Source organism: Fluviibacterium sp. S390, assembly GCF_049800695.1.
Taxonomy (GTDB): Bacteria; Pseudomonadota; Alphaproteobacteria; order Rhodobacterales; family Rhodobacteraceae; genus Meridianimarinicoccus.
In genome coordinates, this window is sequence record NZ_JBNAFN010000019.1 from 24,144 (window position 1) to 44,436 (window position 20,293).

General features: G+C 65.2%; 18 protein-coding genes. 11 read left to right on the forward strand and 7 right to left on the reverse strand.

Annotated features, from left to right (window positions below; all coding sequences use genetic code 11):
• Window positions 1–2: 2 nt before the first annotated feature.
• From hemW to rph, 3 genes are read right to left on the reverse strand one after another with little or no spacing between them, the layout of a single operon-like run.
• Window positions 3–1,166: a radical SAM family heme chaperone HemW gene (gene hemW, locus ACP15K_RS14820; RefSeq protein WP_424990852.1), complete on the reverse strand. Its 1,164-nt coding sequence runs from the start codon at window positions 1,164–1,166 to the stop codon at window positions 3–5.
• Entirely contained in the window at window positions 1,159–1,767 is a 609-nt protein-coding gene (rdgB, locus tag ACP15K_RS14825) for an RdgB/HAM1 family non-canonical purine NTP pyrophosphatase (protein WP_424990853.1), read from the reverse strand. The genes hemW and rdgB overlap by 8 nt, the downstream gene beginning before the upstream one ends.
• Window positions 1,764–2,474: a ribonuclease PH gene (gene rph / locus ACP15K_RS14830; RefSeq protein WP_424990854.1), complete on the reverse strand. Its 711-nt coding sequence runs from the start codon at window positions 2,472–2,474 to the stop codon at window positions 1,764–1,766. The genes rdgB and rph overlap by 4 nt, the downstream gene beginning before the upstream one ends.
• Window positions 2,475–2,570: 96 nt before the next feature.
• Here rph and hrcA point away from each other — a divergent pair, with 96 nt between their 5' ends.
• Together hrcA and ACP15K_RS14840 are read left to right on the forward strand one after the other, a co-directional pair.
• Window positions 2,571–3,632 (forward strand): heat-inducible transcriptional repressor HrcA, encoded by a 1,062-nt coding sequence (gene hrcA, locus ACP15K_RS14835; RefSeq protein ID WP_193143066.1) that lies wholly within the window; start codon window positions 2,571–2,573, stop codon window positions 3,630–3,632.
• 12 nt (window positions 3,633–3,644) lie between these two features.
• Window positions 3,645–4,247: a nucleotide exchange factor GrpE gene (locus ACP15K_RS14840; RefSeq protein ID WP_193143067.1), complete on the forward strand. Its 603-nt coding sequence runs from the start codon at window positions 3,645–3,647 to the stop codon at window positions 4,245–4,247.
• Between the two features lie 212 nt (window positions 4,248–4,459).
• Here the strand turns inward: ACP15K_RS14840 and mutS are convergent, their stop codons facing one another.
• Entirely contained in the window at window positions 4,460–7,087 is a 2,628-nt protein-coding gene (mutS, locus tag ACP15K_RS14845; protein WP_424990855.1) for a DNA mismatch repair protein MutS, read from the reverse strand.
• A gap of 172 nt (window positions 7,088–7,259) precedes the next feature.
• Between mutS and ACP15K_RS14850 the strand changes: the two genes are divergently transcribed.
• Complete coding sequence (locus ACP15K_RS14850; protein WP_193143068.1) at window positions 7,260–9,515, forward strand: NADP-dependent malic enzyme; 2,256 nt, start codon at window positions 7,260–7,262, stop codon at window positions 9,513–9,515.
• A gap of 123 nt (window positions 9,516–9,638) precedes the next feature.
• Here the strand turns inward: ACP15K_RS14850 and msrA are convergent, their stop codons facing one another.
• A complete protein-coding gene (msrA, locus tag ACP15K_RS14855; protein WP_193143069.1) occupies window positions 9,639–10,310 on the reverse strand; it encodes a peptide-methionine (S)-S-oxide reductase MsrA in 672 nt (223 codons plus the stop codon).
• Between the two features lie 179 nt (window positions 10,311–10,489).
• Between msrA and ACP15K_RS14860 the strand changes: the two genes are divergently transcribed.
• Window positions 10,490–10,831: a DUF2853 family protein gene (locus tag ACP15K_RS14860; protein ID WP_424990856.1), complete on the forward strand. Its 342-nt coding sequence runs from the start codon at window positions 10,490–10,492 to the stop codon at window positions 10,829–10,831.
• Window positions 10,832–11,060: 229 nt separating this feature from the next.
• Here the strand turns inward: ACP15K_RS14860 and ACP15K_RS14865 are convergent, their stop codons facing one another.
• Window positions 11,061–11,876: an LOG family protein gene (locus ACP15K_RS14865; RefSeq protein ID WP_424990857.1), complete on the reverse strand. Its 816-nt coding sequence runs from the start codon at window positions 11,874–11,876 to the stop codon at window positions 11,061–11,063.
• 103 nt (window positions 11,877–11,979) lie between these two features.
• Here ACP15K_RS14865 and dapD point away from each other — a divergent pair, with 103 nt between their 5' ends.
• From dapD to ACP15K_RS14900, 7 genes are all read left to right on the forward strand, one after another.
• Complete coding sequence (dapD, locus tag ACP15K_RS14870) at window positions 11,980–12,807, forward strand: 2,3,4,5-tetrahydropyridine-2,6-dicarboxylate N-succinyltransferase (RefSeq protein ID WP_193143072.1); 828 nt, start codon at window positions 11,980–11,982, stop codon at window positions 12,805–12,807.
• A gap of 305 nt (window positions 12,808–13,112) precedes the next feature.
• Window positions 13,113–13,457: a hypothetical protein gene (locus tag ACP15K_RS14875; protein ID WP_193143073.1), complete on the forward strand. Its 345-nt coding sequence runs from the start codon at window positions 13,113–13,115 to the stop codon at window positions 13,455–13,457.
• Window positions 13,454–14,605 (forward strand): succinyl-diaminopimelate desuccinylase, encoded by a 1,152-nt coding sequence (gene dapE, locus ACP15K_RS14880; RefSeq protein WP_424990858.1) that lies wholly within the window; start codon window positions 13,454–13,456, stop codon window positions 14,603–14,605. The genes ACP15K_RS14875 and dapE overlap by 4 nt, the downstream gene beginning before the upstream one ends.
• Window positions 14,596–15,018, forward strand: coding sequence for a GNAT family N-acetyltransferase (locus ACP15K_RS14885; RefSeq protein WP_193143075.1), 423 nt, complete (start codon window positions 14,596–14,598; stop codon window positions 15,016–15,018). Before dapE ends, ACP15K_RS14885 begins: the two co-directional genes overlap by 10 nt.
• Window positions 15,019–15,035: 17 nt before the next feature.
• Window positions 15,036–15,647 carry a TIGR04282 family arsenosugar biosynthesis glycosyltransferase gene (locus ACP15K_RS14890; RefSeq protein ID WP_424990879.1) on the forward strand — a complete coding sequence of 204 codons (612 nt, stop codon included), beginning with the start codon at window positions 15,036–15,038 and terminating at the stop codon, window positions 15,645–15,647.
• Window positions 15,648–15,845: 198 nt separating this feature from the next.
• On the forward strand, window positions 15,846–18,107 hold the full coding sequence (rnr, locus tag ACP15K_RS14895) for a ribonuclease R (protein ID WP_424990859.1): 2,262 nt from the start codon (window positions 15,846–15,848) through the stop codon (window positions 18,105–18,107).
• A 76-nt stretch (window positions 18,108–18,183) separates the two neighbouring features.
• Window positions 18,184–19,455: a lytic murein transglycosylase gene (locus ACP15K_RS14900; protein ID WP_424990860.1), complete on the forward strand. Its 1,272-nt coding sequence runs from the start codon at window positions 18,184–18,186 to the stop codon at window positions 19,453–19,455.
• Window positions 19,456–19,501: 46 nt separating this feature from the next.
• Here the strand turns inward: ACP15K_RS14900 and radC are convergent, their stop codons facing one another.
• Window positions 19,502–20,272: a RadC family protein gene (gene radC / locus ACP15K_RS14905; RefSeq protein ID WP_424990861.1), complete on the reverse strand. Its 771-nt coding sequence runs from the start codon at window positions 20,270–20,272 to the stop codon at window positions 19,502–19,504.
• Window positions 20,273–20,293 lie beyond the last annotated feature (21 nt).

Genomic DNA, 20,293 nt, shown 5'->3' on the forward strand with positions numbered 1-20,293 from the left:
GGTCAATCCATCAGCAGTTCGCGCAACACGCCGTTCAGCACCCGGCGCCCGGCTTGGGTCGCACGCAAGCGCGATCCGGTCAATGAAACAAGGTCCAACTCTTGCAGATGTGACAGGCGCGCGGGGTCGGGGACAAGGCCCAGACGCGCAAGCCGGGACAGGTCGCTGCCTTCAGACAGGCGCAGGCTCATCATCAGGTATTCGGCGGCCTGATCTTGCGCGGGCAAAGTGCTGCGCAGGGATTGGCCGGTGCCGCGCCGTTCCACCGCTTGCAGCCATGCGCCGGGGGCCAGATGGGTTTCGGTGGCCATGCGGCCTTCGGGCGTGCTGACCCGACCGTGTGCGCCGGGGCCGATACCGATGTAGTCGCCATAGCGCCAGTAGATCAGATTGTGCCGGCTTTCGGATCCGGGTGCCGCGTGGTTCGACACCTCGTAGGCGGGCATCCCATGCGCCGCGCAGATTTCTTGCGTCAGATCATAAAGGTCCGCTGACAGGTCATCGTCTGGCAGATCGCGCAGTTTGCCACGGGTATAGCGGTCGCCAAAGGCGGTGCCGGGTTCGATGGTCAACTGGTACGCCGAGAGATGATCAACGGCCATGGACAGGGCTTCGGTCAGTTCTGCTGACCAATCTTCGCGGCTTTGCCCCTGACGGGCATAAATCATGTCGAAGCTGACATGGTCAAACTCTTTTCGCGCAATATCAAATGCTTGACGTGCCTCGGCCACGCTGTGCATTCGGCCAAGACGGCGCAGGTCTTCGTCGCGCAGTGATTGCACCCCCATCGACACCCGCGTGATTCCGCCTTGCCGGAAGGCCCGGAATTTCCCGGCCTCGACCGAGGTTGGATTGGCTTCCAGCGTGATTTCGGGATCATTCGCCATGGGCCACAGGCGGCGGACGTCTTCCAGAATGGCGGCGACTGTATCCGGGTCCATCAGGCTGGGGGTGCCGCCGCCGAAGAACACCGTGTTCAGGACCCGGCCATGCGTTTCACGCGCCGCGCGCTGCAGTTCCGCCAGATAAGCCTTGCGCCAGCGGGTGTGGTCGATGGTGGCCGCGACATGGGAATTGAAGTCGCAATAGGGGCATTTGGCGGCGCAGAACGGCCAGTGGATGTAGAGGCCGAACCCGCCGGCCTCCCAATCGGGGCGCTCAGTCAAGCAGGCCCGCTTTCATCTTGGTGAAGGCATCGGCGCGGTGGCTCATGGAGTGCTTCTTTGCAGGATCCATCTCGCCGAAGGTTTCGGTTTCACCATCGGGCTGGAAGATCGGGTCAAAGCCGAAGCCCTGCGCGCCGCGCATCGGCCAGACAAGGCGGCCCGACACACGGCCTTCGAACAGCTGATCGGTGCCATCGGGCCATGCCACGCAGAGCGTACAGCAGAAATGCGCGGTCCGGGGTTCCGGCGCGCCTTTCTCTTCCAGCAGATCCCAGACCTTTTTCATGGCCATGGGGAAATCGCGCCCCATGGGCGTTTCGGCCCAATCGGCGGTAAAGACCCCCGGCGCGCCATCCAGGGCATCGACCATAATGCCGCTGTCATCCGACAGGGCGGGCAGGCCCGCCGCCTTGGCTGCTGCATGCGCCTTGATGCGCGCGTTGCCGGCAAAAGTATTCTCGGTTTCCTCCGGCTCGACGAAGCCAAGCTCCTTCACCGACACGACCTCGATCCCGTAGGGCGCCATCAGCGCCCCGATCTCGCGGATTTTCCCTGCGTTGTGGCTGGCGATGACCAGCTTGTCGCCGATCCTGCCGGTCATGCGGTGGCGGCTTTCTGGGCGGCGACCAGGTCAGCCACGCCCGCTTCGGCCAGATCCAGCAGTTCGCCCATCTGGGCACGGGTGAAGGTGGCGCCTTCGGCGGACATCTGCACCTCGACCAGCTTGCCGGAACCGGTGATGACGAAGTTGCCATCGACGCCCGCATCGCTGTCCTCGGGATAGTCCAGATCCAGCACCGGCTGACCGGCGTAGATGCCACAGGACACCGCCGCGATGGGATCGACCAGCGGATCCGAGATCACGTCGCCGGCCTTCATCAGCTTGTTGACCGCAAGGCGCAGCGCGACCCAGCCGCCGGTGATTGCAGCGCAGCGGGTGCCGCCATCGGCCTGGATCACATCGCAGTCGATGGTGATCTGGCGTTCGCCCAGGGCAACGCGATCCAGCCCGGCGCGCAGGCTGCGTCCGATCAGGCGCTGGATTTCCTGGGTGCGGCCCGACTGGCCGTTCTTGGCCTCGCGCCGCATCCGGCTGTGGGTGGCGCGCGGCAGCATCCCGTATTCGGCGGTGACCCAGCCAAGACCCGAGTTCTTCAGGAACGGCGGCACCCGCTCTTCCAGCGAGGCGGTGCAGAGCACATGGGTGTCGCCCATGCGGATCAGGCAAGAGCCCTCGGCGTGGCGGGTGACATCGGTCTCGATGGACACGGGGCGAAGTTCGTTGAGTTTACGGCCGGAAGGGCGCATGACATTTCCTTGCGTTGGGATGCCGAACCCTTATCTTCGCAAGGCGGTGTGGTTCAAGCCTGCAAGGGCTGTGTGCGCGAGAACGGGACAAACGGGATGACCGACAGCAGCAAGGTTCTGCAAGATCTGAACGACCGCTCCCGCGAGGTGTTCCGGCGGGTGGTCGAAGGCTATCTGTCCAGCGGCGATCCGGTGGGCTCGCGCACGCTGACACGCTCCATGTCGGAAAAGGTCAGCGCGGCGACGATCCGCAACGTGATGCAGGACCTGGAATATCTGGGGTTGCTGGGCAGTCCGCACATCTCGGCAGGCCGCGTGCCCACCGAAAAGGGCCTGCGCATGTTCGTGGACGGGTTTCTGGAAGTGGACCAGATGACCCTTCAGGATCGCGAGATGATCGACGCCACCGTCAAACGCTCGGACGGTGATGTGGGCGCGATTCTGGACGGCATCGGTTCGGCGCTGTCGGGGGTGACCCATGGTGCCAGCCTGGTGCTGACGCCCAAGCATGAAGCGCCGATCAAGCATATCGAATTCGTCAGCCTTGCCGCCGACCGGGCGCTGGTGGTGCTGGTCTTTGCCGATGGCCATGTGGAAAACCGCGTGTTCACGCCGCCGCCGGGGCAGACCCCGTCATCCATGCGCGAGGCGGCAAATTTCCTGAACGCGCTGGCCGAGGGCCGCACCGTCAGCGAATTGCGCCGGGTCATGGAAAGCGAGATCAAGCGCCGCCGCCAGGAAATCGACAAGCTGGCCCGCGACCTTGTGGAAAGTGGGCTGGCGGTCTGGGATGAACAAGGCGAAGGCGCCGAGCGGCTGATCGTGCGCGGCCGCGCCAACCTGCTGGAAAGCCAGGATGCGGTTGATCTGGAGCGCATCCGCATCCTGTTCGACGACCTGGAGCGCAAACGTGATATTGCCGAGTTCCTGGACCTGACCGAAACCGGCGAGGGTGTGCGCATTTTTATCGGCTCGGAGAACAAGCTTTTTTCACTTTCGGGTTCCTCTCTGGTCGTCAGTCCCTATATGAACGCGGATCGAAAGATTATCGGCGCCGTGGGCGTGATCGGGCCGACACGTCTGAATTACGGACGGGTCGTGCCGATCGTGGATTACACGGCGCAACTGGTCGGCAGGATGATCTCCGACCGGAGTTGAGAAGGAGGGATCATGGCAGATCCGAAAGCCAAAGACGTGGGCGAAATGGAAGACATTCTGCCGGGCGTCAGCGAAGACGACCTTGTCGATCTGGACACGCTGGCAGAGCAGGACTCGCCGCAAGACGTGGAAGCGGTTGCGCTTCAAGCCGAGATTGAAACCCTGAAGGCGGAACGCGACGAATTGCACGACCGCTTCATGCGGGCGCTGGCCGATGCCGAAAACGCCCGCAAGCGTGGCGAGCGGGATCGCCGCGAGGGCGAGCAATACGGCGGCTCGAAACTGGCGCGCGACATGCTACCGGTCTACGACAACCTGAACCGCGCCCTGCGCGCAGCACCCGAAACCGGCAGCGAGGCCGACAAGGCGCTGCTGGAAGGGGTCGAACTGACCCTGCGCGAGTTGCTGAACATCTTCGAAAAGCACGGCATCCAGCGCGTCGCGCCGGAGCGGGGCGAGAAGTTCGATCCGCAGCTGCACCAGGCCATGTTCGAAGCCCCGGTGCCCGGCACCAAGGCCGGCGAGATTATCGAGGTCATGGCCGAAGGCTTCCTGCTGCACGACCGCCTGCTGCGCCCGGCACAGGTCGGCGTATCGTCGATGCCGGCCTCCTGATCCGATCCCCATGACAGGTCGCGGCGCCCCGTTTCCCGGTGGCGCCGCAATTCGTTGGGGTGGCGCACTCCCGCCCCCTTTGCGGCCTGACGACCGCAAGGTGTTGGGCCCGGCGCCGCTGCGCGGCGCAAGATGAGTATTTATTCCAAGAAGAAATGCGGTGTATGGCCGGGCTGCCTGCAGACAGCCTGGATGAGGCTGTCGTTCGGCGATCAACCGTCCCGCACCATCCCGCGCAGCTCGTACAGTAGGGTCAATGCCTGGATCGGGGTCAGTTGGTCGGGGTGGACATCTGACAGTCGGTCTACAGCCGGATGGGTTTTCTCGACGGTGGGGGTGGGCGGCGGCGGCGCGGCGAACAGGGGCAGGTCGTCGAGCATCGGGGCCCGTTTGCCGCCCTCGCGGTCGCCGGCTTCCAGAGTTTCCAATACCTGCCGCGCGCGAGCGATGACCGGGGCGGGCAGGCCGGCCAGTTTCGCCACCTGCACCCCGTAGGAGCGATCGGCCGCACCGGGGCGGACCTCGTGCAGGAAGATGACCTCGCCTTCCCAATCCTTGACCGCCACGGTGGCGTTGCTGGCATGGTCCAGCTTTTCGGCCAGCGTGGTCATTTCGTGGTAATGGGTGGCGAACAGCGCCCGGCAGCGGTTTACGTTGTGCAAATGTTCCAGCGTCGCCCAGGCGATGGAAAGCCCGTCGTAGGTGGCGGTGCCGCGCCCGATTTCGTCCAGTATTACGAGGGCGCGCGCGTCGGCCTGGTTCAGGATGGCGGCGGTTTCCACCATTTCCACCATGAAGGTCGACCGTCCCCGCGCCAGATCGTCAGCGGCACCGACGCGGCTGAACAATTGCGAGACGATCCCGATGCGGGCCTCGCGCGCGGGCACGAAGGCGCCGGACTGGGCCAGCAGGGCGATCAGCGCGTTCTGCCGCAGCCAGGTGGATTTGCCTGCCATGTTGGGCCCGGTCAGCAGGCAGATGGCGGCGCCATCCCCCTCGGCGCTGAGGGCGCAATCGTTGGCGACGAAGGGCGCGCCCGACTGGCGCGACAGCGCGGCCTCGACCACCGGGTGACGTCCGGCGCGCACGTCAAAGGCGCGGCTGTCCTCCATCCGGGGGCGGGTCCAGTCGGCGCCGGCGGCCAGATCGGCGAACCCGGCGGTCAGGTCGATCTCGGCCAGCGCGCGGGCGGCGTTGCCGATCTTGGCGGCGGCGTCCAGGCAGGTGGCGCACAGACGCGCGAAGATCTGCTTTTCCAGGTCCAGCGCGTGCGAGCCTGCATTCAGCAACCCGCGCTCCAGCTCGGACAGCTCCACCGTGGTGAAGCGGATGGCATTGGCGGTGGTCTGGCGGTGGATGAAGGTTTCCGTCAGCGGTTCCGAGGTCATCTTGCCGGCATGGGTTGCCGGGGTTTCCACGAAATAGCCCAACACGTTGTTATGCTTGACTTTCAGCGAACCAATGCCGGTCAGATCCGCATATTTCGCCTGCAAGCCGGCGATCAGGCCCCGGCCCTCATCGCGGAGGGTGCGGGCCTCGTCCAGTGCGCTGTCATAGCCGCTGGCCACGAAGCCGCCGTCGCGGGCCAGCAAGGGCGGATCGGCGACAAGGGCTTCATCCAGCAGATCAGCCAGCGCCTCGTGCCCCAGCAGGTCCTGCGCGGCCCAGCCCAGACGCTCGGGCAGATCCTCGGGCAGCATCGCGGCGATGGCCCCGGCCTGGGCCAGCCCGTCGCGCAGGGCGGTCAGGTCGCGCGGGCCGCCACGGTCCAGCGACAGGCGGCTGAGGGCGCGATCCATGTCGGGCGCGCGTTTCAGAGCCGCGCGCAGGTCGTCGCGCAGGCGGGGATCGTCCAGCAGGGCCTCGACCGCGTCATGCCGGCCCCGGATTTCCGTCAGATCCTGCGAGGGCGCCGACAGCCGCCGTTCCAGCAGCCGCGCGCCGCCCGCCGTCACTGTCCGGTCCACGGTCGCCAGTAGCGAGCCGTTGCGCCCGCCCGACAGGCTTTGGGTAATCTCAAGGTTGCGGCGGGTCGCGGCGTCGATCGCCATGGCGCCGCCCGGCGCTTCACGCACCGGCGGGCGGATCAGCGGCAGTTTGCCCTTCTGGGTGATCTCCAGATAGTCGACCAGCGCGCCAAGGGCCGCGGTTTCGACCCGGTCGAACTGGCCGAAGGCGTCCAGCGTCGCCACCGCGTACAGCGCCTTCAGGCGGGCCAGCCCGCCTTCGCTGTCGAAACTGGCCGCGCCCAGCGGCATAAGGGCAGCGCCGGTTTCCTCGGCCATGCTGCGCAACGCGGGTTCCAGCGCGTCGGGGCACAGGATCTCGGGCGGCGACAGGCGGGACAGCAGATGCGGCAGCATCACCCGCTTGCAGGGTGCCACCGTCATCTCGCCGGTGGAGATATCCACCCAGGCCAGGGCGCCGGTGCCCCGGATCTCGGCCCAGGCGGCCAGGTAATTGTGCCGCCGCGCGTCCAGCAGGCTGTCCTCGGTCAATGTGCCAGGCGTCACGACCCGCGTCACGCCGCGCTTGACTACCGACTTGTAGCCGCGCTTTTTCGCTTCGGCCGGGTTTTCCAGCTGTTCGCAGATGGCCACGCGAAAGCCCTTGCGGGTCAGGGTCAGCAGATAGCCTTCTGCGGCATGGACCGGTACGCCGCACATGGGAATATCCGCGCCCTCGTGCTTGCCGCGTTTGGTCAGGGCGATGTCCAGCGCAGCCGCCGCAGCCACCGCATCGTCGAAGAACATCTCGTAGAAATCCCCCATCCGGTAGAACAGGATGGCATCGGGATGATCGGACTTGATCTCGAGATACTGCGCCATCATCGGCGTCATGGGGCGGCTCCGGGGCTGCGATTTGCGTCTCATGGGTGTAGTGCGTCGGGCGAAGCGGCAAAAGCCCCCATCGGCCCGATCCGCCTTATCTGCGCCTGTCTGCGCTAACACGCGTTGAGACCGCACGGTGGCTCGCGTAAGACGGCGGGAACCGACGGAGGAGACCCCGCCCATGTCCAAGACCAAGATCACGCCCGAAGACGCGCTGGCGTTTCACCTGCTGCCGCATCCGGGCAAACTGGCGATTCAGGCCACCGTGCCGATGAGCACGCAGCGGGATCTGTCGCTGGCCTATTCGCCCGGCGTTGCGGTGCCCTGCGAGGCCATCGCCGCCGACCCGCAGGCGGCCTATGACTATACCACAAAGGGCAACACGGTGGCGGTGATCTCGAACGGGACGGCGGTGCTGGGGCTGGGCAACCTGGGCGCGCTGGCGTCGAAACCGGTGATGGAGGGCAAGGCGGTGCTTTTCAAGCGCTTTGCCGATGTGAACTCCATCGACATCGAGCTGGACAGCGAGGATCCCGAGGAGCTGATCGCCGCGATCCGGCTGATGGGGCCGACCTTCGGCGGCATCAACCTGGAAGACATCAAGGCGCCCGAGTGTTTCATCATCGAGCAGCGCCTCAAGGAAGAGATGGATATCCCCGTCTTCCACGACGACCAGCACGGCACGGCGGTGATCTGTGCCGCCGGGCTGATCAACGCGCTGCACCTGTCGGGCAAGAAGATCGAGGATTGCCGCATCGTGCTGAACGGCGCGGGGGCGGCGGGCATCGCCTGTCTCGAACTGCTCAAGACCATGGGCGCCACGCATGACAACTGCATCATGTGCGACACCAAGGGCGTGATCTATCAGGGCCGCACCGAGGGCATGAACCAGTGGAAATCGGCCCATGCCGCGCGCACCGATCTACGCACGCTGGAGGAAGCCATGCAGGGCGCCGACGTGTTCCTGGGCGTGTCGGCCAAGGGCGCGGTCACCCGCGAGATGGTCGCCTCGATGGCCGACAACCCGGTGATTTTCGCCATGGCCAACCCCGATCCCGAGATCACGCCGGAAGAAGCCCACGACGTGCGGCTGGATGCCATCGTCGCGACCGGGCGGTCGGACTATCCCAACCAGGTCAACAACGTGCTTGGGTTCCCCTATCTGTTCCGCGGCGCGCTGGACATCAACGCGCGGGCCATCAACGACGAGATGAAGATCGCCTGCGCCCAGGCGCTGGCCGAACTGGCGCGCGAAGATGTGCCCGATGAGGTCGCCATGGCCTATGGCCGCAAGCTGAGCTTCGGGCGCGACTACATCATCCCGACACCGTTTGACCCGCGCCTGATCCATCGCATTCCGCCCGCCGTGGCCAAGGCCGGCATGGACACCGGCGTGGCCCGCCGTCCGATCATCGACATGGATGGCTACAAGCGGTCGCTGAAGGCACGGATGGATCCCACCGCGTCGATCCTTGAAGGCCTGCACGCGCGGGCCCGTCAGAATCAGGCCCAGATGATCTTTGCCGAAGGCGACGATATCCGCGCCCTGCGCGCTGCCGTGGCCTATCAACGCTCGGGCCTGGGCAAGGCCCTTGTGGTGGGTCGCGAGGCAGATGTGAAAACCAAGCTGGAAGCGGCGGGATTGGGCGATGCGGTGCGCGAATTGCGCATCATCAATGCCGCCAACACCGTGCATCTGGAGGCCTACAAGGACTTCCTTTACGACCGGCTGAAACGCAAGGGGTTCGACGGGTCCGACGTGCATCGTCTGGCGGCGCGCGACCGGCATGTGTTCTCGGCGCTGATGCTGGCGCATGGCCATGGCGACGCGATGGTGACCGGGGCAACCCGGAAGTCGGCGCATGTGATGGAACAGATCAACCACGTCTTCGACGCCGATGCCGAACATGGGGTGGTCGGGGTCACGGCGCTGTTGCACCAGGGCCGGATCGTGATGATCGCCGACACGCTGGTCCATGAATGGCCCGATCAGAACGACCTTGCCACCATCGCCGAAGGCGCGGCATCTGTCGCCCGGTCGCTGGGGCTGGAGCCGCGCGTGGCCTTCGTCAGCTTTTCGACCTTCGGCTATCCGGTGTCGGAGCGGGCCGAAAAGATGCACATGGCGCCGAAAGTGCTGGAAGCACGGGGTGTGAATTTCGAGTTTGAAGGCGAGATGACAGTGGATGTGGCGCTGAACATGTCCGCCATGGAGGCCTATCCGTTCTCGCGCCTGTCAGGCCCGGCCAACATCCTGGTGGTGCCGGCGCGGCACTCGGCCTCGATCTCGGTCAAGCTGATGCAGGAAATGGCGGGCGCCACGGTGATCGGTCCGATCCTGTCGGGCGTGGCCAAGCCGATCCAGCTATGTTCGACCAATGCCACCGAGAACGACATCTTGAACATGGCGGTGCTGGCGGCATCCAAGATCGGGTAAGCACCCATGCACCGGGAAAGGGCCCCGCGGCGCGGTGCCCTTTTTTTGAGTATTTTTTCCAAGAAGAAACAGGCCGGTCCGCAACGGGTATGATGCCCGCGCAAGGCAGCGGACGAGGGCAGGTCAACTGCCGGTAAAGGGCGCGGCGTCACCCCAGATGGCGCGGACGCGGGCGTCGCGGCCACAGGCGTCGCGGTATTTCTTGTAGGCGGAGGCCTTGGACTGCGGGCCGAAGCGCGTCAGGATCAGGCCGTCCTGCTTGTAGTAATCCTGATGATAGTCCTCGGCCGCATAGAAGGGGGCAGCCGCGCGCACCGGCACCTTGGTTCGACGGCCAAGATCATCCTCGGCCCGGGCAATGGCGGCCTCTGCCGCGCGTTTCTGGCCGGGGGTCTGGGCGAAGATTGCGGGGGCATAGGTGTGGCCGCGATCACAGAACTGGCCGCCGTCGTCGTAGGGATCGATGGAGCGCAGGAACAGATCCAGGATCTGGTCGTAGGAAATCACGTCTGGATCGAAGGTGATCTGCACCACTTCCGAATGGCCGGTGCCGCCGCGCGTCACCTGCTTGTAGCTTGGGTTGGCGACAGTGCCGCCGGCAAAGCCAGACACCGCGCCGGTCACGCCTTTGACCTTCTCGAAATCGGCCTCGACGCACCAGAAACAGCCGCCTGCCACCAGCGCGGTCTCTTGGCCTGCCGCACTTGCGTCGCTGGCTTGCAGGGTCAGCCCCAGGGCAATGGTCAGCGCCAGAAGCGCGGGTTTGAGGGTCGCAAGTTTGCGGAACAGGGTCATGGCATGGCCTCCTTTTCCCGAACCCTGACGCCATATTCGGCGGGTGATCAACGCTGGAATTGCGATGTCACGCAGGGTTGAGGGGCCGTGAAAGGATGCAAGCCTCTGTTATTTCCCGGCGGATCGGCTAGGGTTTTCGGTGCGGGGACAAGGGTTTCCGGGACATGATGGAGGATAGGATGAGCAAACGCGACGACCTGATTGCGGTATATGCAGAGGATCTGGCCAACAAATGCGGGGTAACCCCGGACAGCGATCTTCTGACCAAGGTGGTGATCGGTCTGGGCCCGGCGATCTACAATGCCGACAGTTCGATGGTGGCGGGCAGCGATCCGTCGGAACTGGAGACCGTGAAAAAGAACTTCCTGATGGGCAAGCTGGGTCTTGCGGACGGCCCGGAACTGACTGCCGGGATCGACGCGGTGCTGGATATCTATGGCCGGTCCGAACGCCAGAAGTACCGCGCGGTGGTCTATTACCTGCTGACCAAGCATTTCGGTAAGGAAGACATCTACGCCTGAAGCCAAAATTTGCGAGACTTTTGAAACGATTGCGCGACAGAAGCCTTTTGCGCCGGGGGGATGGATCGGCTATCACGGTCTTGTCCTGCCAGGATGGCTGGAACCGAAATTCGAAACACGTGTGGTGCGAAAGCACGTGGGGTGAAGGGAGGTCCGGCTTGGCGGGACCTCCCTGTTTTCTTGTCCGTGTTGGTCAGGGTTTGCCCCCGGCGACCGCTTGAGGCGGCGGTCAGAGCGTGCCGGCTTCTTGCAGTGCCGCGAAGGCCTCTTCGGCGGTTTCCACAAAGCGGAAAAGGTCCAGATCCTCGTCCGATATGGTCCCGGCGCGGGCCAGGGCTTCCCAGTTGACGATTTCGCGCCAGAAGGATTGTCCGAACAGCAGGATCGGGACCGGGCTCATGCGCTTGGTCGAGATCAGGGTCAGCGCCTCGAACAATTCGTCCAGCGTGCCGAAACCGCCGGGAAACACGGTGATCGCCTTGGCGCGCATCAGGAAGTGCATCTTGCGGATGGCGAAATAGTGGAAGTTGAAGCTGAGTTCCGGCGTCACATAGGGGTTCGGCGCCTGTTCGTGTGGCAGCACGATGTTCAGCCCGATGGACACGCCGCCCGCGTCCAGCGCGCCGAGGTTGCCCGCTTCCATCACGCCTGGTCCGCCGCCGGTAACCACGACGTTTTCGGTATTGCCGGTGGCGACGCTGCGCTCGGTAACCAGTCGGGCGAAGGCGCGGGCCTCGTCATAGAAATGGCTGAGCGCGCCCAGGGTCGGCGTGCGGGCCTTGTCGGCATTTTCCGGCGCGGGAATGCGCGCACCGCCGAACAGAACCACGGTGGAGCGGATGCCGGCTTCGTCCAGCGTCAGCTGACATTTCAGCAGTTCCAGTTGCAACCGCACCGGGCGCAGGTCTTCGCGGGACAGGAAATCGTTGTCGGTGAACGCCAGCCTGTGGGTGGGTGACCGGGTCTGCGGGGTGTCGGGAATGCCGCGCGCCCGCTCGATATCGTCGCGGGCATGGGGCAGGGGATGGGCCTTCTGGTCCGTCATGGGGTGTCCTCGCCACTCGATCGCGCGTCGTTGCGCCTTGGGTCTTGCCGAAGTATAGCCTTGCCGGAGCTTGAGCCAGAGTAAACGCGCGAAAGGGTCGCCCATGTCGAATGCCGCCTTGGAAACTGCCATCGAAGCTGCCTGGGAGGCACGCGACAGCATCACTCCCGAAACCAAAGGGGAAGCCCGCGATGCCATCGAAAGCACGCTGAACGCGCTGGACAGCGGCAAGCTGCGGGTTGCCGAGCGGCAGGCCAATGGAGATTGGCATGTGAATCAATGGGCCAAGAAGGCTGTGTTGCTGGGATTCCGCCTGAAGGACATGGAGAAACAGTCCGGCGGCCCGCAGGACGGTGGCTGGTGGGACAAGGTCGACAGCAAGTTTGCCGGCTGGAAGAAGAAGGACTGGAAGGCGGCCGGGTTCCGCGCCGTGCCGAACTGCGTGGTGCGCAAGTCGGCCTATATTGCCCCCGGCGTGGTGCTGATGCCGTCCTTCGTGAACCTTGGCGCCCATGTGGACAGCGGCACCATGGTGGACACCTGGGCCACCGTCGGTTCCTGCGCGCAGATCGGCAAGAACGTGCACCTGTCGGGCGGCGTTGGCATCGGCGGCGTGCTGGAGCCGATGCAGGCCGGACCGACCATCATCGAGGACAACTGCTTCATCGGTGCCCGGTCCGAGGTTGTCGAGGGCTGCATCGTCCGCGAAGGCTCGGTCCTGGGGATGGGGGTCTTCATTGGCCAGTCCACCAAGATCGTCGATCGCGAGACCGGCGAAGTCATGTATGGCGAAGTGCCCTCGGGGTCTGTCGTTGTGGCCGGGTCGATGCCGTCGAAGAACGGCGTGAACCTGTATTGCGCGGTGATCGTGAAGCGGGTGGATGCGCAGACCCGCTCCAAGACCTCGATCAACGACCTTCTGCGCGACTGATGTGCTGAGCGCCGGGGGCGGCTCCCGCCCCCGCGCGGCCCCCTGGGCCTTGCGGCGTTGGGCCGGGCGCCGCTGCGCGGCGCAAGATGAGTATTTTTGCCAAAAAGAAGAGATGGTCGCGACGGAAACCCCGGGCCGCGCCGTAACAGTCTTGTTCCATTCCGGGAGGCAAGAATGTTCAAGGACGTAACGCTTGTATTGGCCATTGCGCTGGGGTTTCTCGTGCAGGGCGGGTTCGGGATTGCGCCCCCTGTCCTCGGCTAGGGGCATTGACCCGGCCAAGCGCGCCGCATACCTCCGATCCCATGACCAAGGAAAAGAAACCTCAGCAGGTGTTCACCCTGCTTGTCGAGATCGGCCGCAAACCCGGCGATGGCCTGCCCAAGGGCGCTACCGGGGCCGCGCTAATGTGCTATGCCAGCGGTGTGGATGAGCCCGAAGCGGTGCGGGAAACCGTGGCGGTCCTGAAGCAGGCGGAGTTGGCGCCGCTGGATGTCACCGGCTATGGCACCCTTGAGGAGCGGCTGGAGCAGGGCCACGACATTTCCGACGAGGAGCGTGCCCTGATGGAGCGCGCCCTTGCCGAAAATTCGGTGATCGTGGCGCAGATGACCCCTTTCTTCGAGGATACCGTCGGAGGCCCGCATTGACCCCCGTTGATCCCGTAGCCCTGACCGCCGACCTTGTGCGCTGCCCTTCTGTCACGCCGGAAGAAGGCGGGGCGCTGGAGCTTCTGGCCGCGCTGCTGACCGAGGCGGGATTTTCCTGCACTCGGGTGGATCGCGCCGGCATTCCCAACCTCTTTGCCCGCTGGGGCGCGAAGGGCCATGCCCGCAGTTTCGGCTTCAACGGCCATACGGATGTGGTTCCGGTGGGCGACGTTGCAGCCTGGACCTGCGACCCCTTCGGGGCTGAGGTTCGCGACGGCTGGATGATGGGCCGGGGCACCACGGACATGAAGTCCGGGGTGGCGGCCTTTGTCGCGGCCGCCATTGACCTGGTGCGGCAGACGCCGCCTGACGGGGCCATCATCCTGACCATCACCGGGGATGAGGAAGGCGACGGCGTCGATGGCACCGATGCCATTCTTGACTGGATGGCCGAGCAAGGCGAAGCGATGTCGCTGTGCCTTGCCGGTGAGCCGACCTGCCCCGAAACCTTCGGCGAGATGATGAAGATTGGGCGGCGTGGGTCGCTGACCGCCTGGATCACCGCCAGCGGGGTGCAGGGGCATTCGGCCTATCCGCATCGCGCCAATAACCCGATCCCGGCGCTGGCCCGTCTGGTCGACCGGTTGTCAACGCACGCGTTGGACCAGGGTACGGCTCATTTCGATCCCTCGACGCTGGCGGTCACCGGTTTTGACACCGGCAATGCGGCCAACAATGTCATCCCGGCGCAATGCACGGCAATGGTCAACATCCGCTTCAATGATACGCACAGTTCCGATGCGCTGTTGGAGTGGCTGCGGGACGAGGCCGACAAGATCACCGCCGAGACCGGCATCACCTTCGAGATGACCAGCAAGGTGTCGGGCGAAAGCTTCATCACCCCGCCGGGAGAGTTGTCAGAGCTGATCAGCCGGGCCGTGCAGGCCGAAACCGGGCTGACGCCGGTGCTGTCGACCAGCGGCGGCACTTCGGATGCGCGCTATGTGCGCAATCACTGCCCGGTTGCGGAGTTCGGCCTTGTTGGCAAATCCATGCACCAGGTGGACGAGCGGGTCGAGGTGGCGCAGATCCCGCGCCTGAAATCCGTCTACACCCGCATCCTGAAAGACTATTTCGGGTGCAACTGACCATCGACGAGGTCTCCGATCCCGCAGCCTGTTTCGCGCTGCGGCAGGCGGTTTTCGTCAAGGAGCAGGAGTTTCGCGTGGCCGAGGAATTCGATGACCTGGATGCCACGGCCCGGCATTTGTTGGCCTGCGACGGCACAACCCCCGTGGCCACGGCGCGGTTGATGATCGAGGGCAACACCGGGCGCATTGGCCGGATTTGCGTGGTCAAACCCTACCGCGGCCAGGGCGTCGGTGCGGTGCTGGTGCGTGATGCGCTGGACCGATTGCGTGCCACACCCGGGGTGCACCGTGCGGTTCTGGGGGCGCAGGTACGGGCTGCGGGGTTCTACACGGCCCTGGGATTCTCGGTCTGCGGGCCGCTCTACGACGACGGCGGCGTGCCGCATCACGACATGGAGATTGCCTTGTGACCCCTAAGCTGGTGGTCATGGTGAAAGAGCCGCGACCGGGTCGCGTCAAGACCCGTCTGGCCGCCGGGATCGGGGCAACCGCCGCCGCCTGGTGGTTCCGGCATCAGACCGCACGCCTGCTGCGCAACCTGCGCGATCCGCGTTGGCAGATGATCCTGGCTGTCGCCCCGGATCGCGAAGGGTTGCGCAGCCGCATCTGGCCTGCTGACCTGCCGCGCTGGCCGCAGGGGCTGGGGGATCTGGGTGACCGCATGGGCCGGATATTCCGCGCCCTGCCGCCCGGTCCGGTGCTGATCGTCGGGGCCGATATTCCGGGGATCACACCGGCCCTTGTCCGCGATGGTTTCCGGGCGTTGGGCGACCACGATGCGGTGTTCGGCCCGGCACAGGACGGCGGCTATTGGCTGATCGGCCTGGCGCGCCGCCGCCCGGTGCCGCCGGGGCTGTTCGACGGGGTGCGCTGGTCCAGCGAACACGCGCTGTCCGACACCCTCGCCACTCTGCCCGACCACCGCATCGCCCGACTGGCGTGCCTGCGCGATGTGGACACGCTGCGGGATCTGCGCGCCCTTGCCGCCGCGGGTCAAGGATCGCGCAGCGACCGCGCGCCCCGCGCGGCCTGTCCTTGACGCGCTGCTCCCAAAACATTCTTGAACGGGTGTCTGAGACGCACAAGCGTCCCTCAGACACCTCCCCAGCCGACCTGCTGAGTCGCGCAGCGACTCAGCCCGGCCCAACGCCGCACGCGTTTCTTCGAAACGCACCGCGGCGGCGGGGGCACGCCCTTTCCCGGTGACGCGCGCCGATGCCCGTGCTAGTCCAGCCTCATGACACGTATCCCCTCCAGGGACGAGATCCTCGACTGGATCGCCGCCCATCCCACGCAGAGTTCGAAACGCGACATCGCCCGTGCCTTTGGCATCAAGGGGGCCGATCGTATCCCGCTCAAGGCGCTGCTGCGCGAACTTGAGGCCGAGGGACACCTGGAAAAGCGCCGCAAGACCTATCGCGACCCGGATCGCCTGCCGCCGGTCAGTGTGTTGCAGATCCTGCCGGTGGGCGGCGAGGGCGACCTTTTCGCCCGGCCGCTGGAATGGCATGGCGAGGGGCCGGAGCCGAAGGTGCTGTTTATCCCGCGCGGCGGCGAACCGGCACTGGGGGAAGGCGACCGCATCCTCGCCCGCCTGGCCAAGATCGAGGATCAGCCTCACGCCTATGAAGCGCGTCTGATCCGGCGCATCGGCACCAACCCGCTGCGCATTCTGGGCATCTTTCGCAAGGGGGCCGAAGGCGGGCGCATCCTGCCCATCGACAAGAAATCCGACAAGGAATACCGCGTCGCCCCCGGTGCCACCCATGGCGCCAAGGATGGCGAACTGGTCGAGGGCGAGCAGGCCGGACCGCGCACCCGGCTGGGCCTGCCGTCGGCGCGGATCGTTTCCCGGCTGGGCGACCCCAGCGCGCCGCGGGCGGTGTCGCTGATCGCCATTCACGAACATGGCATTCCCGATGCTTTCCCCGACGAGGTGATCGCCGCCGCCGATGCCGCCAAGCCCGCGCCGCTGGGCAAGCGCGAGGATCTGCGCGACCTGCCGCTGGTGACCATCGACCCGGCCGATGCGCGCGACCATGACGATGCGGTCTATGCCGAGGCCGACGGCGACCCCAACAACCCCGGCGGCCATGTGGTCTGGGTCGCCATCGCTGATGTGGCCCATTACGTCACACCGGGCAGCACACTGGACCGCGAGGCCCGCAAGCGCGGCAACTCCAGCTATTTCCCCGACCGGGTGGTGCCGATGCTGCCCGACCGGCTGTCGGGCGATCTGTGTTCCTTGCACGAGGATGTGCCGCGCCCCTGCATTGCCGTGCGGATGCAGCTGGATGCAGAAGGAGAGAAGATCGGCCACCGCTTCACCCGCGCCATGATGCGTTCGGCCGCGTCGCTGACCTATGACGAGGTGCAGGCGGCGATGGATGGCGAGCCTTCGGGCCGCATCACGCCGATGATGAGCACCATCATCCGCCCGCTCTATGCCGCCTATGCCGCCGTCCGCAAGGCGCGGGAGCGTCGCCAGCCGCTGGAACTGGACCTGCCCGAACGCCGGATCGTGTTGGGCGAGGATGGCAAGGTCGCCTCGGTCGCCTTCCGGCCCCGCTTTGACGCGCACCGGTTGATCGAGGAATTCATGATCCTCGCCAATGTCTGCGCCGCTGAAACGCTGGTGGCCAAGCGCCGCCCGCTTCTGTTCCGCGTCCACGAGGAGCCCAGCCCCGAAAAGCTGGAATCCCTGCGCGAAACCGTGCAGGCGGCGGGCTTCACGCTGGCCAAGGGGCAGGTCCTGCAAACCCGGCATCTGAACCGCCTTCTGGAACAGGCCGCCGGTACCGACGAGAGCGAGCTGGTCAGCATGACCACGCTGCGGTCGATGACGCAGGCCTATTACAACCCCGAGAATTTCGGGCACTTCGGGCTGGCCCTGAAGAAATACGCGCATTTCACCTCGCCGATCCGGCGCTATGCCGACCTGATCGTGCATCGCGGCCTGATTTCGGCGCATGGCTGGGGCAAGGACGGGCTGACCCCCGAGGATGAAGAAAACCTTGAAGAAACCGCCAAGCAGATCTCGGACACCGAGCGGCGCTCGATGCTGGCCGAACGCGACACCACCGACCGCTACCTGGCCGCCTATCTGTCGGAACGGGTCGGAACCGAGGTCGCGGGCCGGATCTCGGGCGTGGCGAAATTCGGGCTGTTCATCCGCATGGATGACACCGGCGCCGACGGGCTGGTGCCGGTGCGCACGCTGGGCGCGGAGTTCTTCCACTATGATCCCGAAAGCCAGACCCTGATGGGGTCGGACACCGGCGTTGTGCTGGGGCTGGGCCAGCGGGTCATCGTCCGCCTGGCCGAGGCCGAAGGACTGACCGGCGCCATCGGGCTGGAACTGCTGGAGGTCGAGGGCAAGGCGCTGCCGCGCAGCGGCCGGAGCTACGGCGGACGCGGCAAGCCGGTCAAGCGCAAGGTCGGCAAGGCAAAGGCGAAGGCCGCCAAGACCAAGCGAAAGGTTGCCCGCACACGACGCTGACCCCTAGCCGGAAACCACCAATTGCGCTACCTTTCGTCCAAAACACTACATACTGGGTTTCGAACAGGGGATCCCCATGAGGTTTTTCAAGCAGTTACTACCCGTCGTCTTCAGTTTGACCGCCACGGCGCTGGTTGCGGAATCCGCGCTGGTCAGCCAGGCGGCCAATGTTTCACCGCGGCCCATCCTGCGACCCGAGGTCAGCAACGTGACATCTGTTTCCGTCAGCAATCTGGGCTTTGAACGCTGGCTCAACGGGTTCCGGTCCCGCGCCCGTGCGCAGGGCATTTCGGATCAGACGCTGAACGCCGCCTTCAGCGGCATCCAGTACAACACCAATGTGATCTCGCGCGACCGCAACCAGTCGGAGTTCACCAAGGCGCTGTGGGAATACCTTGACAGCGCGGTGTCGAATGCCCGGATCGACAACGGTCGCGCGGCCTACCGCAAGTATCAGCAGACGCTGGCCGCGATCGAGCGGAAATACGATGTCGAGGCCGAGGTTGTCGTCGCGATCTGGGGGTTGGAAAGTGCCTATGGCACCTATCGGGGCAACAACGATGTGGTCGAGGCGCTGGCGACACTGGCCTATGACGGGCGGCGCGGGAACTTCTTCGAAGAACAGCTGATTGCGTCGCTGAAGATCTTGCAGGCCGGGGACGTGGCACCGCGCAACATGATCGGAAGCTGGGCCGGGGCGATGGGGCACACGCAGTTCATCCCCACCTCGTATCTGGCCTATGCGGTGGATTTCAGCGGTGACGGCAAGCGCGATATCTGGTCGAACGATCCCACCGACGCGCTGGCCTCTACCGCTGCCTATCTCAGCCGTTTCGGCTGGAAAAAGGGCCAGCCCTGGGGGGTCGAGGTGCGCCTGCCCAGTGGGTTCAACTATGGGATGGCAGGCCACGGCACGGCGAAAACGCCCCGGCAATGGGCGGCGCTGGGGGTGCGTGGCATGGATGGCCAGCCTGTGCCGAACCATGGCCGCGCCTCGATCCTGCTGCCCGCCGGGTCGCAGGGACCGGCCTTCATGATCTTCAAGAATTTCAACGTGATCGAACGCTACAACGCCGCTGACAGCTATGTCATCGCCGTGGGCCACCTGAGCGACCGGATCAAGGGCAAGCCCGATTTCATCGCCAGTTGGCCACGCGGTGACCGCACGCTGCGGCTGTCCGAGCGCAAGGAGCTGCAACAGCGGCTGAGCGCGGCGGGCTATTCCACCGGCGGTGTCGATGGCCTGATCGGCCCCAACACCATCGACGCGATCCGGGACTATCAGAAATCGGCCGGTCTGGTGCCCGATGGCTATGCGTCGGTAGAGCTGTTGAAAACGCTGCGCTAGACGCAGGCCTTCGGGCCGGTTCACCCCCGGCCCGCAGGCCCCGCGTTCAGAATTGGTCCAGCAGGCCTTCGGCGCGAAAGCTCAACTCGCGCGATTTTCCGATGATCACATGGTCATGCAGGGTCAGGCCCAGCACCGAAGCCGCATGATCGATGCGCTCGGTCATGGTGATATCGGCCTGTGACGGGGTCGGATCGCCCGAGGGATGGTTGTGCACAAGGATCAGTGCCGTGGCGTTCAGTTGCAACGCCCGTTTCATCACCTCGCGCGGGTAGACCGGCACGTGATCGACGGTGCCTTGCGCCTGTTCCTCGTCCGCGATCAGCGTGTTCTTGCGATCCAGATAGAGCACCCGGAACTGTTCGACCTGGCTGTGCGACATGGTCGTGTGGCAATAGTCCAGCAGCGCCGACCAACTGGACAGAACCTCGCGATCCAGCACCTTGGAACGGGCCAGCCGTGCCGCAACCTCGCGGCTGAGGGCAAACTCCAGCACCACCGAGGCACCTACGCCTTGCACCTCTGTCAACCGTTCAGGCGGGGCCGCAAGCACATGGGTGAGATCGCCGAAGGTCTTGAGCAGCGCGTGGGCGATGGGCTTTACATCGACACGCGGCAAGGCCCGGAACAGCATTAATTCCAGCAATTCATAGTCCGGCACGGCCTTGGGGCCACCGTCCAGAAACCGTTGGCGCAGTCGTTTGCGATGTTCGCGGATGTAAGAGGGTTGTTTGCGCGATCCGACCACTGCCGCCACCGGCGTGGCGGCACCATCCAGCGGCAGAAAGGGTTCGCGAAAGGCGTCAGGGGTCTCCATGGGCACCAGATTTCGCGCCCA